The sequence below is a fragment of the Hymenobacter elongatus genome (assembly GCF_004745955.1).
In the GTDB taxonomy this organism is placed as follows: domain Bacteria; phylum Bacteroidota; class Bacteroidia; order Cytophagales; family Hymenobacteraceae; genus Hymenobacter; species Hymenobacter elongatus.
On the sequence record NZ_SRLD01000039.1, the window covers coordinates 23,208 to 39,496 of the forward strand.

Below are 16,289 nucleotides of genomic sequence, written 5' to 3' on the forward strand. Positions count from 1 at the left end.
TGCAGCCAGCACCTAAGCTGGCATTATTCGCACGACCAGGACCGGTCGTCGCAAAAGCGCAATAGAGGAGAGACGAATCATGACGGGTGCCGCAGGGGCGGCGTGGGAGTGTTTCGCGCTTTAAATCGTTTAAACCGCTAAATCGTTGCAAAACTAGATGTTTTTTTTCGGAAACTTTGCCGCTCCGCCACGAAAAAAGGTTGGCCGCGCACCAGTGCCCGACCATGCATTACACCAGCTAAGCCGGCATTCCGACGTTTCCGGGGCCGTACTGCCTCATTTCTCCTTCCCCTATCCGCATGCGTGAAGTCCTGAAAATTTTCAAAATCGGCGGTGGCATCCTCGACGACCCCGACCAGCTCGGCCGGTTCCTGAGCGAGCTGGCGCGGGTGCCGGGCCGCACGCTGCTGGTGCACGGCGGTGGCAAAGGAGCCAGCCAGATGCTACAGCGGCTAGGCCTCGAACCCCAACTGGTGCAGGGCCGCCGCATCACCGACGCGGCCACGCTGGATATTGTCACGATGTTCTACGCCGGCAAAACCAACAAGCAGATTGTGGCCCTATTGCAGCAGCGCGGCATTAACGCGCTGGGCCTCAGCGGGGCCGACGGCAACAGCATTCGGGCTACCAAACGCCCGGTGCAGGCTATCGACTACGGTTTCGTCGGTGATTTGAGCGAGCAGAGCGTGAATACCGCGCTGCTGCACCAACTGCTCCAGGCGGGCATCATGCCCGTATTCTGCGCCATCACCCACGATGGGCAGGGCCAGCTGCTCAACACCAACGCCGACACCATTGCCAGCGCCCTGGCCCGGGCCTTGGCCGGAGCGTATGCGGTAGAGCTGCACTTCTGCTTCGAAAAAGACGGCGTGCTGGCCGACGTGCACGACGAGCAATCGGTACTAGCGCAGATAACGCCGGAAGTGTACCACACGCTGAAAGCCAGCGGGGCCATTGCTGCCGGCATGGTGCCCAAGCTGGATAATGCCTTTGCGGCCCTGGCCGCCGGGGTGGAAAAAGTGGTGATTGAAAGCGCGCTGCGCATCAACGAACCCGTGAAGACTGTGCTATGCCGGAGCTAATCGAAACGCTGGCCGACGACGCCATTCAGCTGCTGGCGGAGCTGATTCAGACGCCTTCTTTCTCGCGGGAAGAAGACCAGACGGCGGACCTTATTTTCCGGTTTCTGGCCCTGCGCGGCGCACTGACCCGGCGCGACAAAAACAACGTTTGGGCTGTGAGTCGCTACTTTAATCCGGCCAAGCCCACCATCCTGCTCAACTCCCACCACGACACCGTGAAGCCCGGCACGACGTGGACTGCTGACCCGTTCGGCGGAACCGTGGAAGGAGACAAGCTCACGGGCCTGGGCAGCAACGACGCGGGCGCGGCGGCGGTAAGTTTGCTGGCCACGTTTCTGTATTTCCACACGCGCCCCGACCTGCCCTACAACCTGATCTGCGCCATTACGGCGGAGGAGGAAGTATCGGGCGCGGATGGCATCCGCCGGTTGCTGCCGCTGCTGCCCACCATTGCCCTCGGCATCGTGGGCGAGCCGACGCAGATGGGCCTCGCTATTGCCGAAAAGGGCCTGGTGGTGCTCGACTGCGTGGCCCACGGCCGCACCGGCCACGCCGCCCGCGACGAGGGCGAAAATGCCTTATACAAAGCCATGACCGATATTGAGTGGCTGCGGCACTATCAATTTCCCGAGGTTTCGGCGCTGCTGGGGCCGGTAAAAATGACGGTGACCCAAATACTAGCTGGCTCCCAGCACAACGTGGTGCCCGACCGGTGCCAGTTTGTGGTCGACGTGCGCACGAATGAGTTTTATTCGAATGAAGCCGTGGTGCAGATGGTGCAACAGCACGTACAAGCCGACGTCGTGCCGCGCTCCACGCACCTGAACTCGTCGCGCATTGCGCCGGCGCATCCGATAGTGCGAAAAGCAGCAGCCCTGGGCCACACTGCGTTTGGGTCGGCCACGCTTTCCGACCAGAGCATGATGCCCTTCGACACCGTGAAGATGGGCCCCGGCGACTCGGCCCGCTCTCACACCCCCGACGAATACATTCTGCTCAGCGAGGTGCGGGCGGGCATAAAAGGATACATAGAACTGCTGGAAGGCTTTCGTTTTGAAGAGTATGAAAATCTGGGATAAGGGCATTGCGGTTGACAAGAAAATTGAGCGCTTCACCGTCGGCAAAGACCGGGAGCTGGATCTGTACCTGGCGCAGTTCGACGTGCGGGCCTCCAAAGCCCAGGCCAACATGCTGGCCCAGGCCGGCCTACTTTCGGCGGCCGAAAACGCGCAGCTCCAGCAGGGTCTGGCCGAGCTAGCGGCCCAGCTGGAGGCCGGCACGTTCACTATCGACGAGAGCTTCGAGGATGTGCATTCCAAAATCGAGGCCTACCTCACGGAAAAATTTGGCGACGCGGGCAAGAAAATCCACACCGCCCGCTCCCGCAACGACCAGGTGCTGACGGCTATCCAGCTGTTTTTGAAAGACTACACCCGGCGTGCGGCCACCAAAATGCTGGCCCTGACGCAGGTGCTGCTGGAAAAAGCCGAGGCCCACAAAACCGACCTGATGCCGGGCTACACCCACTTTCAGGCGGCTATGCCCAGCTCATTCGGGCTCTGGTTTTCGGCCTACGCCGAGCATCTGCTGCTCGACCTGGCTTTGTTTGAAGCCGCCCACACCGTGGCCGACCAGAACCCGCTGGGCTCGGGCGCCGGCTTCGGCAGCTCCTTCCCCATTGATCGGCAGATGACGACCCGCGAAATGGGCTTTGGCAGCCTGGCCGTGAGCAGCGTAGGGGCTCAGATGCTGCGGGGTAAAACCGAGAAAACCGTGGCTTTCGCTCTGGCCGGGGCCGCTGGCACGCTGGCCAAAATGGCCTACGATCTGGTGCTGTACAACTCCCAGGACATGGCCTTCGTGGAGCTGCCAGCTGCCTTTACTACCGGCTCCAGCATTATGCCCCACAAGAAGAACCCGGACGTATTCGAGCTGATTCGGGCGCGCTGCAACACGCTGCAAGCGCTGCCCAACACCATCATACTGGCCACCAGCAACCTACCCAGCGGCTACCACCGCGACTTTCAGCTTCTGAAGGAGCTGCTCTTCGAGCCGCTCACGCAGTTTCTCGATATTCTGGACATGCTGCTCTTTGCCCTGCCCCAGCTCAGCATCAAGCCCGACCTGCTGAACCAGCCCAAGTACGACGCGGTATTTTCGGTGGAAAATATCAACCAGCTCATCCAGACCGGCACCCCGTTCCGCACGGCGTACAAGGCCGTGGGGCAGGCCGTGGAAGACGGCTCCTACGTGCCCCACCGCGAGTTTCATACCACCCACCTGGGCAGCGTGCACAACCTGGGCCTGGCTGAGATTCAACAGAAAGTGGAGCGCCTTCGTCAAGCCGGCTGGGTGCTGGGCCAGTAGCCAAACGGCAAGTTGCCGACAGGCGCGCGAGGCCGCCGGAATATTTTTTATTTCACGTATGAAGCTTTATTTCCGCTTGCTCTGGCTGCTACTCACGGCCCGTTTTCAGCCCAAAGTAGCCGTGCTGGGCCCCTGCCGCACCCGGTTTCGGGTGTGGCCCACCGATCTGGACGTGTTGCGCCACCTCAACAACGGCCAGTATCTGACGCTCTGCGACCTGGGCCGCATGGACCTATTGCTGCGCTCGGGGCTCTTGGCCAAGCTCCGGAACTTTGCCCCAATGGCGGTAGTGGTGGCCGAAACGATACAGTTTAGCCGCTCCCTGGAGCCATTTCAGACGTTTGAAATCGAAACCCGTGCCCTGGGCTGGGACCATCGGCTCCTTTATTTGCAGCAGCAGTTCATTCGGGGCGACCAGGTAATTGCCACGGCGGTCGTGAGTCTGCGCTTCGTGAAACGCAAAGGCGGCACCGCCGACCCCGCCGAGGTGCTCCGGCACGCCGGCGAGTCGGAAATATCACCCGAGCTGCCGCAGTGGGTGCAAGCCTGGAGCCAAAGCATGCGCGACCTACGGGCAGCCTGAGGGGTTGCCAGCAGACAGCCGAACCCTGCTTGACCGTTGCATTTGAGCGTAGCGCGGACCTGAAGCATCTCGGCGGCGACAGAATATTATTCCGAGTGCAGCCGAGGAATCTCGCATGCACTGGCAGTAATCAGAACGCCATGCTCTATCTAGCGTCCGCTTGCCGAAGCATCTCGGTCGTGTCGTTGAACGGCTCCGACGAGGCGAGCGAGATGTTTTGGCAAGCGGACGCTAGATAGAGTATGACCGTCTGGAGTGTTCCGAACGACTTCTTAAACAGCTTCGCTGGCAATTGCCGGATCATAGCAGTGGAAGTGGCTGAAAAAAACTCTCTCCTGATGGGCGCGTATGGTTTTAGTAGGTGATGCTTGTCGTCGCCGGTTAAAACCACTTACCTCATGGCTAACGAGCAAAATCCGGAACCTAACTCCGCTGCAAATACCGAAAGCACCCACGCTTCAACCGGCCCGGCCCGCACATCCAGCCAGTCGTTAGCCGACTCTGAGATGAGCGTAGGCGACGGCGCGCTGAACACCCAGCCCGGCGACGAGCAGGAAAACAAGGAGGCCGACCGCCAAGCCGTGCGCCCCGGTAGCGCGCCGGCCAGCGCCGCGCCTACTGCCAGCTATGGCGGCAACTTCGGCAACAGCGTGCAGGACATCTTCCACGATGCTGACCGCCGCGACAACCAGCTGAGCAACCCCGGCCGGGGCGAGTTTGGCGCGCAAGGCCCCGGCGGCACCCAAGGTGGCTACGGCAACCAGTTCCGCGCCGACGATGTGTACGGCAGCCAGCCCGGGGTTCAGCCCGTTAGCTCGGGCGGCTACGCCGGCGGCCGGCCCGGCAATAACACCGGCACCGACGAGTATAACCCGCAGGGTAGCGCCTTCGGACACGACCCGGCTACCCCACTGGCCGGCACCACCATCGACCCGCTGTATCAGAACGACAACGCTTCGCCGAAAGGCCCGGATTCGGGTTTCAGCGAAGATTATGGTCGCTCCTCGCTGCCTGGCAGCACCGCAAACGCTTCGGACGGCACCAGCCACCAGCGCAACCAGAGCGAGGACTATATTCCAACCCAGAATGCTCACGACAACCAGGGCGGCGTGGCCTACTCGCCACAGCCCACTGAGCAAGGCCGCACGGGTGAGCTGAACGGCAGCAATGAGCTAGGCCCCAACCAGGAACCAGCTACTCCCACCAGCGCCGGCTCCGAATCCCGAACCGGCTACACGCGCAACGAGGGCGAAACCAGCTACGTCGGCAACAGCAGTGAAGGCATCGGCTCGAAAGGCGGCTCCTACAACGACCCGAACACGCCCATGAACCCCGCTGCCGGCGCCACCTCCCCCACCCGCGACGACTATAGCCGCGACGCCCAAGACGAGGCCCCCGCGCCGCCGCACAATGACGATGACTCCGACTATGGCTCTGCGCCGCGCCGCAATGCCGGCCGCGACAACGACTCGGACAGAAGCTAGCCCAGAGCGGATTTCAGGTTGCTCTACAGTAGCGCGAACTGTGTAGTTCGCGTACCAGAACGACAATCGTTGGGGCGAATCGTTCAGGCACGCGAACTACAAAGTTCGCGCTACTACTGTAGCCGATACACCAGCCTGAAATCCGCTCTGGTTAACAATGCCAATTAAAAAGGGCTGCAAAAATACCGTCTCCGGTACTTGTGCAGCCCTTTTTAATTGGCATTTCTGCCTTGACCGGTATGCTTACCACATCAGTGGAGCGTTCTGCTCAATCTGGCTATCAAACCCACTGCTACCCTATGCGGGAGTAGCCGCCAGCGTCACCGACTGCAGCGCCGCCAGGACTGTGCGCAGACCTTGCTCAGCATTGTTGCCAAGATGGATGCGCAGCGTGCGGCGGTTGTAGTCGTGCAGGGCCTGCAAGTCGCCGGCGGCCTGGGCGTTCTTGAACGTACCGAAGGAGTACGAACGCCCCGGCAACGCCAGATCCTGGGGATGATCGACGGTAAACTGCACGAATAAGCCCTTGTCGGGGCCGCCTTTGTGGTATTGACCCGTGGAGTGCAAAAAGCGCGGGCCGTAGCCGGAAGTCGTGGCCAGGTGCAGCTGCTCCTGCACCTGCGTGCGGAGTTGCTGCAAGCCCTGGTTCAGCTCTCCCGACTCGGTCAGGTAGGCCTGAATGTTGAGGAAGTCGCCGGGCTGGGCCTGGCCGAAGAAATTGCGGATGACTTCGGCCGCGTTGCCGCCGGCTACGGCCGTGTAGTAGGCCACACCGTTTTCCGTCACTTGTGGTGCGGTGCCGGCTGGCAGGCTGCCCTGCTCCTGCACCACCTTCATCAGACTATCGGTAGCCGTTTTGGCGGCCTGCACATTGGGCTGGTCGAAGGGGTTGATTTCGAGCACGGCGCTGGCCACGGCCGTAGCCACTTCCCAGCGGAAAAACTCGGCTCCCAGGTCCAGCGCTTCTGTCATCATGATGCGGATGATGGGATGCCCGGCGGCTTCCAGCGCGGCCAGCTTGGCCTGGTTGTCGGGGTCGGCATCGTGCTGGTAGCCTACGTACACGAACACGCGGTCCTGACCATATACTGCCGGTTCCCGGGCTGGCTCGCCGGCAATCGGCAGAATGCCTTTGCCTTCCTTGCCCGTGCTTTCGGCAATAAGCTGCTCCAGCCACAAGCCCAGGTCCTGGAGGGAATTGGGTACAATCAGCGTGAGCTTATCGCGGCCCTGCTGGGCCAATACGCCCAACGCCACGCCTAGCTCCAGCCCCGGATTGTGCTCCACGGCCCCGTACGCGCCGGTGGCGCGCATCATGCGGATAGCGCGCTCCAGAATTTCGCCGATGTTCAGGCCATACAGCGCGGCGGGTACCAGCCCGAAGTACGACAGCGCCGAAAACCGGCCGCCCACTTCCGAGAAGTTCAGGAAGATGCGGCGGTAGCCCTGCTCGGTGGCCGAGGTCACGAACTTGGAGCCGGGGTCGGTGATGGCCACGAAGTTTTCGCCGGCCTTGTCGCCTTTGATCTGCTTGAGACGGTCGTAGAAATAGTCGCCGAAGGCCAGCGGCTCGGCCGTGGTGCCCGATTTGCTGGCCACGATGAACAGCGTGTCGGCCAGCGGCACAGCTTCTTCGATCTGGCGCACCGTGCCGGGGTCCGTGGTGTCGAGCACCGACATGGGCAGGCCGTGCGCGCCCCGCTCAAACGACTCCTTAAACACAATCGGGGCCATGGTGCTGCCGCCCATGCCCATTACGACGACGTGCTTGAAGCCCGCCGCATTTACCTCATGCACGAACTGCTCGATTTCGGGCACCGCGCCCACCATCGTTTCGGCCACGCGCAGCCAGCCCATGAAGGCCCGGATGCTGTGCTGACCGGCCTCATCCTGCACCCACAAATCGGCCTTCTTGTCCCAGAAGCCGGCAGTGAAATTCTTGGCGTTGAGCTCCTGAATTTTGGCATCCACGGCCGCCTGGTATTGACCCAGCTGCAGCGTGGCCGGCGCTACCGTAGCATCCAGGGCCAGCAGGCGCTTTTTCTCCAACGACTCCATCAGCTTGCCGAACGGCTCGTTGAATTTCTTCGCCCCATCGATTTCCAGGAAGTTGGTTTGCTCCTCCAGGCTGATGCCCAGCTCGGGCAGGCGGCGCAGCACGTCCTGGGCTTTGTCCAACCCTTCTTCCAGTCGGTTGGCGGGCACTCCCCGCTCCCGGAAAATATCCAGCGTTTCTACCGGCACGGTGTTCACCGTTTTTGCCCCGATGAGGTTTTCGACGTATTTCAGGTCGTCGTATTTCGGGTTTTTGTTGCCGGTGCTGGCCCACAGCAGGCGCTGCGAATCGGCTCCTTGCGCCGCCAGGGCTGCCCAGCGTGGGCCCGCGAAAATATCTTTGTAGATCTGGTACGCCTGCTTGGCGCTGGCCAGCGCCACTTCGCCCACCATCGACTGGGCCAGCGCGCCCTGTTCGCCACCGGCGGCGGCCAGTTTCTCCAGCATGGGGTCAATCAGCACGTCGATGCGCGAGAGGAAGAAGCTGGCCACCGAGTCGATGTGGTCGATGGAATGGCCGGCCTGCGCCCGGTCTTCGAGGCCCGACAGGAAGGCCTCGGCCACCAGGCGGTAGCGCTCCAGCCCAAAAATCAGGGTGACATTCACGTTCACCCCTTCCGCAATCAGGCGGCGAATGGCGGGCAGGCCTTCGAGCGTAGCCGGCACTTTAATCATGACGTTGGGCCGGTTCACGGCCTGCCAGAAGCGCAGGCCTTCCTCAATGGTACCAGCGGTATCGTTCACCAGCGCCGGCGACACTTCCAGGCTCACGTAGCCGTCGCCGGCGTTGTCGTGCTGGTCGTAGAGCGGGCGGAACAGGTCACAGGCGTGCTGCACGTCGGCCACGGCCAGCGCGGTATATATTTCGTCGGTGGTTTTGCCCTGCAGGGCCAGGCTGCGGATGGCCGCGTCGTAGTCGTCGGAACCGCCAATGGCCTTCTCGAAAATGGCCGGATTGGAGGTTACTCCGCGTAGTGCCTCCTCGGTGATGCGTCGCTGCAACTCCCCGTTGATCAGGATCTTGCGACGAATAAAGTCCAGCCAGATGCTTTGGTCGAATTGACGGATGTCAACTAATGGATTCATAGGATTTCGGTTAGAAGTCGCGCCAAAGATCCGAAAACTCCTTCTTTGAGCTCTAACGAGGCTGGTTTATTTTGCAGCAACGACCTGATTCACTGCCTGATTTTTTCCAGCAAAAACGGCTCCCCGTACGCCCATTCGTTATTCGCGCCCAGCTTTGGCCATATCCTACCCAGTAGCCGTCAGCCCAAAAAACAGCGGCAGTAGAACACCCGATTGAGCCGGACCCCGCAAAGCAAAACGCTATTCCAGTTCCCCACCACACGACGACGGCCCCAAAAATGGAGCCGCTGTCGTGTTACTAGAGCGGTTTCGGATTCAGTGTACGAGGTGGCAGTAGCGCGAACTGTGTAGTTCGCGTCGCCGCGCCGGTAGAACGACTGCGAACGGCTCGGGGACGCGAACTACAAAGTTCGCGCTACTATTCATTGACCCCGAAACCGCTCTGAAAATGCCGGGCCTGCTACTCGAAGCCGTTGCCGTTGCCTTCCGGATTGGATTCGGGCCGGCGGCGCTGGGGCGCGGGCTTGGTGTTGCCAAACCGGTAGCTGAAGCCCAGACAGGCAATGCGCGACTCCCGTTTGTTGCGGCTCACGGCATCGAGGCCGGGGCCGTAGGCATCGAAATTGAAGCGCTGGGTGTTGAAAATATCCGCCACCCGCAGCGTAATGCCCCCCGATCCTTCAGCACGGCTTGCTTGGCGGCCAGGTCGGTATTGAACGAGGTTTGCCGCCGGCCCTGCGCCGTCACCACCGGCGAGCGGTAGTTCAGCGACGCCTGGAAGTCGAGCTTTTTGGTAGGCGAAATAGTAGTGTTCAGGCGGGCCGTGAAAGCCATGTTGCTGTTGTTGATATCGGTGCCGGGACCCGCCGAGCCGCGAATGATGCGCCGGAATCCCGAGGCGTTGGCGTTCAGCTTCCAGAACGAGGTGAGCGTAGTAGCGCTGACCAGCTCCAGGCGGTAGTTGGTTTCGTCGCCCAGGTTCAGCTGCGTACTGTTGGTGACCTGGTTGCCGGTTAGCTCGTCGGTAATAACCGCGCGAAACCCTTTGATGGTCTGGGTTTCGAGGCTATAAAAAGCGGTGGCCGTAACGGAGCCGGCCGCGCCGAAAAACTGCTGACTACCCAGCTCCAGCGCATGAATGTATTCGGGCAGCAGCAGCGGGTTGCCGGTGCGCAGGTTCAGCTGGTCGGAGCGGTCGGTGAAGGGGTTCAGCTCGCCTTGGTCGGGGCGCTGCACGCGCCGCGAATAGCTCAGGCGCAGCTGCTGCGCCTTGCTGACATCGTAGGCCAGCACGGCACTAGGATAACAGGTTGAGGTAGCTGCGCCGGAACTGCTGATCGGTGGAAAGCTGGTTGCCATGCGTGTTAGTTTGCTCGACGCGCAGGCCGCCCTGGTAGGTGAACTTGCCGAGGGCGCTGGCGTAGGTGCCATAAGCGGCCTGAATGTATTCCTGGTACTGAAACTGGTTGGAAGGGCTGAACTTCAGCGGCACCGAGCTGCTGAAGATATAGGTGTTGTCATACTGCCACACCAGGCTTTTGGCCCCGGTTTCGAGGCGGCTTTTCTCGCCGAGCGGATGCACGTAATCGACCTGGGCCGAAGCCTGATCTACCCTGTTATCGAACTGCTGCTGCTGGTTGGGCGCCGAGCCGTCGGTGAGATAGTAAAGCTGGGAGTTGATGGTGTTGGCGCTGCGCACGGGCGTATACACGGCGCTGGCCGTCAGCTCGCGGCTTTTTTGCCCCTCCCAGGTGCGGCGGTAGTCCAGGTTGAGGTCGGCGGAGCGGCTGCGGCCACGGCTGTCGTTGCGACGGTCGTTGGTGCCCAGCGGCACGGCGGTGGCATCGGTAAGGTTAGTCTGGCGCGACAGGATGGTTTCCCGCGAAGCGCCCCGGTTAAGGCGCGGCTGCACCGAAAGAGTCAGCGTTTGGGTGGGTGCCAGGCTGTAGTCGAGGCCCACGCGCACCGCGTGTGAGGCGTTGTGGCTCACGCCGGTGCGGTTTTGCCGGAGCAGCAAATCCTGGCGCTCCAGGGTTCCGTTCACGATTTCGGTGGTGAAGGTTTTCTGCTCGAGCGAGCCGTAGCCGAAGCGGCGGTCCTGCCGCAGGAACCGGGCGCGGCCACAAGAATCCTTATTTTACTTCTCTTCCATCGGCCCCAAACAGCACGTCACGGTGCTTGCCGCCTTTGGTAACTTCGGCCTCATACACGGTGGCTCCCGTGGCCACCGTCACGATGCGGGCCGTTTCGGTCACGGTATATTCTTTGTACTGGCTGGCGAGCCGGGCTTGCACCGGGGCCAGCAGCTGCGCCATAGGCACTGCAGTTTCGGTTTCCAGCACTGTGCCTATGGCACTGATAATCGCCGACATTTTCGCTTTGTTCTGGGCAAATCCCACCTCGAAGCTGTGGTCTTCCTTTTCCCAGGCTACAGTTGTGCTTTGTGGATAGGCTTTCCGAAAAGCCGCCACGGCGGCGGCGGGCACTTGCTTGGCCGTCAGCTGCCGGGCTTGGGCAGCGCAGGGCAGCGTTGCCAGCAGGGCGAGTAGTACGGTCTTTTTCATGGCAAAGGAGCAGGCTGAATGCGTGGGTTCCGGTCGAAAGCTGCCCCTCGGATTCTGGGCAAAACCTGGCTCTCCCCGCGCTATGGCTGGGTGGACTGCTCGGGCGGTGGCAGCCTGAGCGCCGTAGAGACACGCACACACAGCCCGCCGTTGCGCGACCGAACCTATTCTAGGCGGTGTAGACCGCAAGTAAAAAGAACGTCCTGTCGAGCAGCGCGAGACATCTCGCGTGCCGTAGTAAATCATGTTACCAGGGCACGCGAGATGTCTCGCGCTACTCGACAGGACGTTCCAGAAAGCACAAAATACTTCCCAAAGAGCTACTATTTACACAGCTTAGCTAGCGCGGCTGCCAGGTGAAGCGCAGCCCTGGAACCCCGGCCAGGCTGCTGCCCAGCCCGGGGCTGCTTTGCCAGGTAGGCGAAAAGCTCATGCCTTTGGGCAGGCGTGGTGGGCGGCCCCAGCGGTTGCGGTGGGAGAGGTAGCCCAGGTGGGCCGACAGAATACCGAAACCGGCACCGGCTACCACGTCGCTCTGCCAGTGCTTGGTATTAATCATGCGCAGGGCGGCCACGCTGGTGGCAATGGCATAGGCCCCCACGCCATACCACTGGCTTTTGTCGCGAAATTCGGTGTGCACGATGCTGGCGGCCAGAAACGCCTGCGCCGTATGGCCCGAGGGAAACGAGAGCTTATCCGATTTGTCGGGACGCTCCTCCCCCACCAAGCGCTTGACGGCAAACGTGCTGGCCAGCATGATTACTTCGCTTTTCAGAATCACCAGCCCGATATTCAGCCGGTCGTCGCGCGACTCGACGCCGGCCAGCGTTACCAGGCCCAGCTCCAGGTAGGGCGCGAAGATGAGGATATCGTCGAGCCGGGTGCGGTAGGTCGGAAACAGCTTGTAAATATCGCGCCGGGCCTGCTCATTGGTATAAAAGCCGTTGTTGTTGGCGTGCAGCGCGCCGTAGGTAATCAGCACGGCCGGTACGATGGTGGCTTTTACCAGCTTGCCTTTGTACCAGGGCCGGGTTCCGGCAGCCGACACCCCACCCGGATTTTCAAACTTATGGGTGGTATCGGCTGGCACCACCTGGGCCAGCACGGGTGCGCAGGAAGCGGCCCACAACGCCAGAACGGCTACACTACGGGTAATAAAATACTGCATACGGACGAGAGAGGAAGCAAAAGTAGTACAAGAAAAAAGCGACGGTAAAAATTCTATCAGCCGGCTTTTTTCTCAGTAAAGCTGTTTAGAAAGTCGATATAATCAATGCAGAACGTCCTGCTGAGCTTGTCGAAGCATCTCTCCTGAACAATTGCCGGGAAGTAAAGCGGGAGAGATGCTTCGACAAGCTCAGCACGACGTTCGACAGACTTGCTAAACAGCTTCAGTATAAAAGCGTGGCGGAAATTTCCCGGTAGGCTGACGTTGAAGCTATTTTTAGCACTTAAAACAACAGGTAGCACGGCATGCCCGATATGCGCCAAATAAGCAGCACAAATCTAAAGCTAATCTGAGCACGGAACCTTCTTATCCGGCGCAGCCAACCGATTCGGGCACCCGAACCAGGCACTTTGGAGCAGCAATGACGCTACCACGCGGGCCAACTTCGCTTCGGCTGCTGCGTTGAAAGCCTACTGGTTTTACGCGTCTTTTCCTGCTGCTATGAAAATACTACTTGCCTGTTTAGCTGCCACGCTCCTGGCCAGCGCTACCGCCAGCGCACAATCGGCACCCGCCGCGCTCCGCTCCTACGACTGGCAACAGCCTACCGCCACCTTCACACTGCCCAAGGAGTTGCGGGAGGTGTCCGGCATTGCCTTTCTGGCCAACCAGCGCGTGGGCTGTGTTGAAGATCAGACGGGCACTATTTATATCTATAATCTGGCCACGAAGCGCGTCGAGTCGAAGCTGGTATTCGGCAAGCAAGGCGACTACGAGGATATCGTGCGCCTGCAAAGCGGCTGGCTGGTGCTGCGCAGCGACGGGACGCTTTTCAAACACTCCGACCAGGGCAGCACCACTTCGTACGCTACCGGCCTGACGGTCGCCAACAACCCCGAGGGCCTGGCGTATGACCAGCAGAGCGGCACCGTGCTGGTGGCCTGCAAAGGCAGTGCCGGCGTAGGCCAGCCCGACCAGAAGCGCGCCCTCTACCGCCTCGACGCGAAGACCTTCCGGGCGGAAACCAAACCCGCCTACGTGCTCGACGTGGCCGAGCTCATTGCCCTGGACCGCCGCCAGGGCAAAGGCACGACGATCAACAAATTTGCGCCATCGGCCGTGGCCATTCATCCACTCAGCCGGCATTTGTTCGTGCTGGCCGCCAGCGGCAACGCCCTCGTGGAGCTGGATGAGCAGGGCACGGCCCTCTCCGTGCAGAAGCTGCCGCGCAAGCTGTTTCCGCAGCCCGAAGGCCTGACTTTCGCCCCCAACGGTGACCTCTACATTTCCAGCGAAATGGGCGACAACGGCAAGTCCGGCATGATTCAGTTTTTCCGAGCCTCCACTATAGCGGCCAACAAGTAGGCAAGCGCAAATGGCAAAAAGGGCGTGCTACTTCCGTAGCACGCCCTTTTTGGTGTCAGATTTTACCAGACTTTCAAGAGGCATTGGTTTGTCATACTCATCTGGCGTCCGCGCAAGCAGGTCACGCCTTTTCAGTTTTAGTTGCCGGTCAGCGTGAAGGTGGCTTCCTGCGTATCGCGCGAGTTGGAGCCTACGAACACCTGGAAATCACCGGGCTCGGCGACAAACTGCAGGTCGTTGTTGTAGAACTTCAGGTCTTCGGGGGTGAGGCGGAAAGTGAGCGTGCGGCTTTCGCCTTTTTTGAGCAGCACTTTCTGGAAGCTTTTCAGCTCCCGCACGGGCCGCGTTACCGAGCCCACTACGTCGCGGATGTAGAGTTGGGCCACTTCCTCGCCGTCGTAGCTGCCGGTGTTTTTCACGGTTACTTTCACGTCCAGCGTGCCGCTGGCACTTAGCGTAGTGGTGCTCAGCTCGGGCTTGGAGTAGGTGAAGGTGGTGTAGCTCAGGCCAAACCCGAATGGGTAAAGCGGCTCGTTGGTGATATCGAGGTAGCGCGACTTATATTTATCCAGCGGCTGGTCGTTGAAGGGCCGACCAGTGCTTTTGTGGTTGTAATAGAGCGGTATCTGGCCCACGCTCTGCGGGAAAGTAGCGGTGAGCTTGCCCGACGGATTGTAGCCGCCAAAGAGCACGTCGGCAATGGCATTACCGCCCTGCGTACCCGAAAACCACGTTTCCAGGATGGCATCGGCGTTCTGATTTTCCCAGCTCAGCGTGAGGGGCCGGCCGTTCATGAGCACGACTACCAGCGGCTTGCCGGTTTTCTTCAGGGCCTTCAGCAACTCCAGCTGCGGGCCGGGCAAGCCGATATCCGAGCGGCTGGCCGCCTCCCCCGACATACCCTGCGACTCGCCTACCACGGCCACCACCACATCGGCACTTTGGGCCACTTTCACGGCTTCCTGTATCATCTCTTCCGCGCTGCGCTTGTCCACGTTCAGCTCGCCGCCGTGGGCATTCAGGCGGTCTATCATCTGCTGGTCGTCGGTGAAGTTGGCACCCTGGGCCGTCACGATTTTCACCGCGCTACCGGCCACGTTGCGAATTCCCTGCTCCACCGAAATGGCCTGCTTCCAGTCGCCGGCTCCGCTCCAGTTGCCGATCAGGTCGCGCTGCCGGGTAGCCAAGGGGCCGACCAGGGCAATAGTGCCGGCCTTTTTCAGGGGTAGCGTCTGCTTGTCGTTTTTGAGCAGTACGAAGCTTTTTCGGGCAATGTCGCGGGCATCGTCGAGGAATTCCTTCTTCATCAGCGTGGCCTTGGCCCGCTTCTCACTCACGCCCCGGTAGGGGTCTTTAAACAAGCCCAGCTTGTACTTGCCTTCCAGAATGCGGCGGCAGGCCAGGTCGATGACTTCCTGCTTCACGGTGCCGTCCTTGAGGTTTTGGGCCACGTTTTTCAGGAATATTTCCCCCACCATATCCTGGTCGGCCCCGGCATTGAGCGCCATAGCCGATACCTGCGCGTCGTTGCCCACGCCGTGGGCCACCATTTCGTTGATGGCGGTGTAGTCGGTGACCACAAAGCCCTTGAAGCCCCACTGCTGGCGTAGCAAATCGGTCAGCAGCCACTTATTGCCGGTGGCCGGAATACCGTTCACCTCGTTGAACGACGACATCACCGAGCCCACGCCGGCCTCAATGGCGGCTTTGTAGGGCGGCAGGTACTCGTTGTACATGCGCGCCAAGCTCATGTCGGTGGTGTTGTAGTCGCGGCCGGCTTCGGCGGCCCCGTAGAGGGCAAAGTGCTTGAGGCAGGCCATGACGGTGTTGTTCTTCGTCAAATCGGTACCCTGGTAGCCGCGCACCATGGCGCGGGCAATCTGGGAGCCCAGGTACGGATCTTCGCCGCCGCCCTCTGCCACGCGGCCCCAGCGCGGGTCGCGGGCAATGTCCACCATCGGCGAAAACACCCAGTGCAGGCCATCAGCCGCCGACTCCTCGGCTGCAATCCGGGCGCTGCGCTCAATGGCGGTCATATCCCAACTAGCCGAGAGGCCCAGCGGAATGGGGAAGATGGTGCGGTGGCCGTGAATGACGTCGTAGCCAAACATGAGCGGAATGTGCAGGCGCGTTTCCCTGAGCGCCATTTCCTGGAGCTTGCGGGCCGCAATAGGCGTGTAGGTATTGAACACGCCGCCGACGGCCCCTTTGCGGATATTTACGTCCACATCCTTGCTGACTACCGGCCCGGTGACGTCGAAGCCCACGGTTATCAGATTGAGCTGCCCGATCTTCTCTTCCAGCGTCATCTTACGCATCAAGTCATCGATAAAGCGCTGCATTTTGGCGTCGTCGGTTGTGCCGGAAGCGGCGGCGCGGGCGGCTTGCTGGGCGTGCAGCGCGGGGCTCAGCAGCAGGCCCAACGACAACAGCACGGCGGTACGGAAGGTATGTTTCATGGAGAAAGAATAGGAAGGATTGTAAAGCGGAACACAAAACCTCTCGGCCAACGAATAGAGCTCTACAGCTCATAGG

General features: G+C 60.8%; 14 protein-coding genes. 6 read left to right on the forward strand and 8 right to left on the reverse strand.

Features of this window, described 5'->3' with window-relative positions:
* Window positions 1-299: 299 nt before the first annotated feature.
* From argB to E5J99_RS17035, 5 genes are all read left to right on the forward strand, one after another.
* Window positions 300-1,082 carry an acetylglutamate kinase gene (gene argB / locus E5J99_RS17015; RefSeq protein ID WP_135499020.1) on the forward strand — a complete coding sequence of 261 codons (783 nt, stop codon included), beginning with the start codon at window positions 300-302 and terminating at the stop codon, window positions 1,080-1,082.
* Entirely contained in the window at window positions 1,070-2,161 is a 1,092-nt protein-coding gene (locus E5J99_RS17020; protein WP_135499021.1) for a M20 family metallo-hydrolase, read from the forward strand. The genes argB and E5J99_RS17020 overlap by 13 nt, the downstream gene beginning before the upstream one ends.
* Window positions 2,145-3,449, forward strand: coding sequence for an argininosuccinate lyase (gene argH, locus E5J99_RS17025; protein ID WP_135499022.1), 1,305 nt, complete (start codon window positions 2,145-2,147; stop codon window positions 3,447-3,449). Before E5J99_RS17020 ends, argH begins: the two co-directional genes overlap by 17 nt.
* Before the next feature lie 58 nt (window positions 3,450-3,507).
* Window positions 3,508-4,032: an acyl-CoA thioesterase gene (locus E5J99_RS17030; RefSeq protein WP_135499023.1), complete on the forward strand. Its 525-nt coding sequence runs from the start codon at window positions 3,508-3,510 to the stop codon at window positions 4,030-4,032.
* 398 nt (window positions 4,033-4,430) lie between these two features.
* Window positions 4,431-5,516 carry a hypothetical protein gene (locus E5J99_RS17035; protein ID WP_135499024.1) on the forward strand — a complete coding sequence of 362 codons (1,086 nt, stop codon included), beginning with the start codon at window positions 4,431-4,433 and terminating at the stop codon, window positions 5,514-5,516.
* 297 nt (window positions 5,517-5,813) lie between these two features.
* On the opposite strand, the gene E5J99_RS17040 is transcribed toward E5J99_RS17035, so the two are convergent.
* From E5J99_RS17040 to E5J99_RS17070, 7 genes are all read right to left on the reverse strand, one after another.
* Complete coding sequence (locus E5J99_RS17040; RefSeq protein ID WP_135499025.1) at window positions 5,814-8,657, reverse strand: bifunctional transaldolase/phosoglucose isomerase; 2,844 nt, start codon at window positions 8,655-8,657, stop codon at window positions 5,814-5,816.
* Between the two features lie 460 nt (window positions 8,658-9,117).
* Window positions 9,118-9,249: a hypothetical protein gene (locus E5J99_RS22075; protein WP_262713034.1), complete on the reverse strand. Its 132-nt coding sequence runs from the start codon at window positions 9,247-9,249 to the stop codon at window positions 9,118-9,120.
* Window positions 9,246-9,950, reverse strand: coding sequence for an outer membrane beta-barrel family protein (locus E5J99_RS17050; protein ID WP_167852191.1), 705 nt, complete (start codon window positions 9,948-9,950; stop codon window positions 9,246-9,248). The genes E5J99_RS22075 and E5J99_RS17050 overlap by 4 nt, the downstream gene beginning before the upstream one ends.
* A gap of 4 nt (window positions 9,951-9,954) precedes the next feature.
* A complete protein-coding gene (locus E5J99_RS17055) occupies window positions 9,955-10,701 on the reverse strand; it encodes an outer membrane beta-barrel protein (RefSeq protein WP_135499028.1) in 747 nt (248 codons plus the stop codon).
* An 88-nt stretch (window positions 10,702-10,789) separates the two neighbouring features.
* Window positions 10,790-11,221, reverse strand: a complete 432-nt coding sequence (locus E5J99_RS17060) for a PepSY-like domain-containing protein (RefSeq protein ID WP_135499029.1) — start codon at window positions 11,219-11,221, stop codon at window positions 10,790-10,792.
* A 340-nt stretch (window positions 11,222-11,561) separates the two neighbouring features.
* Window positions 11,562-12,389, reverse strand: a complete 828-nt coding sequence (locus E5J99_RS17065) for a phosphatase PAP2 family protein (RefSeq protein WP_135499030.1) — start codon at window positions 12,387-12,389, stop codon at window positions 11,562-11,564.
* A 56-nt stretch (window positions 12,390-12,445) separates the two neighbouring features.
* Window positions 12,446-12,691 carry a hypothetical protein gene (locus tag E5J99_RS17070; protein ID WP_135499031.1) on the reverse strand — a complete coding sequence of 82 codons (246 nt, stop codon included), beginning with the start codon at window positions 12,689-12,691 and terminating at the stop codon, window positions 12,446-12,448.
* Window positions 12,692-12,890: 199 nt separating this feature from the next.
* On the opposite strand from E5J99_RS17070, the gene E5J99_RS17075 reads away from it, so the two are divergent.
* Entirely contained in the window at window positions 12,891-13,754 is an 864-nt protein-coding gene (locus tag E5J99_RS17075; protein WP_135499032.1) for an SdiA-regulated domain-containing protein, read from the forward strand.
* 137 nt (window positions 13,755-13,891) lie between these two features.
* Here the strand turns inward: E5J99_RS17075 and bglX are convergent, their stop codons facing one another.
* A complete protein-coding gene (bglX, locus tag E5J99_RS17080; protein ID WP_135499033.1) occupies window positions 13,892-16,213 on the reverse strand; it encodes a beta-glucosidase BglX in 2,322 nt (773 codons plus the stop codon).
* Between the last annotated feature and the right edge of the window lie 76 nt (window positions 16,214-16,289).

Excerpts from the sequence above, each read along its gene's own strand:
- bglX (WP_135499033.1), bottom strand. The coding sequence starts at position 16,213 with ATGAAACATACCTTCCGTACCGCCGTGCTGTTGTCGTTGGGCCTGCTG.
- E5J99_RS17035 (WP_135499024.1), top strand. The coding sequence starts at position 4,431 with ATGGCTAACGAGCAAAATCCGGAACCTAACTCCGCTGCAAATACCGAA.
- E5J99_RS17020 (WP_135499021.1), top strand. The coding sequence starts at position 1,070 with ATGCCGGAGCTAATCGAAACGCTGGCCGACGACGCCATTCAGCTGCTG.
- argB (WP_135499020.1), top strand. The coding sequence starts at position 300 with ATGCGTGAAGTCCTGAAAATTTTCAAAATCGGCGGTGGCATCCTCGAC.
- E5J99_RS17065 (WP_135499030.1), bottom strand. The coding sequence starts at position 12,389 with ATGCAGTATTTTATTACCCGTAGTGTAGCCGTTCTGGCGTTGTGGGCC.
- argH (WP_135499022.1), top strand. The coding sequence starts at position 2,145 with ATGAAAATCTGGGATAAGGGCATTGCGGTTGACAAGAAAATTGAGCGC.
- E5J99_RS17030 (WP_135499023.1), top strand. The coding sequence starts at position 3,508 with ATGAAGCTTTATTTCCGCTTGCTCTGGCTGCTACTCACGGCCCGTTTT.
- E5J99_RS17060 (WP_135499029.1), bottom strand. The coding sequence starts at position 11,221 with ATGAAAAAGACCGTACTACTCGCCCTGCTGGCAACGCTGCCCTGCGCT.
- E5J99_RS17040 (WP_135499025.1), bottom strand. The coding sequence starts at position 8,657 with ATGAATCCATTAGTTGACATCCGTCAATTCGACCAAAGCATCTGGCTG.
- E5J99_RS17075 (WP_135499032.1), top strand. The coding sequence starts at position 12,891 with ATGAAAATACTACTTGCCTGTTTAGCTGCCACGCTCCTGGCCAGCGCT.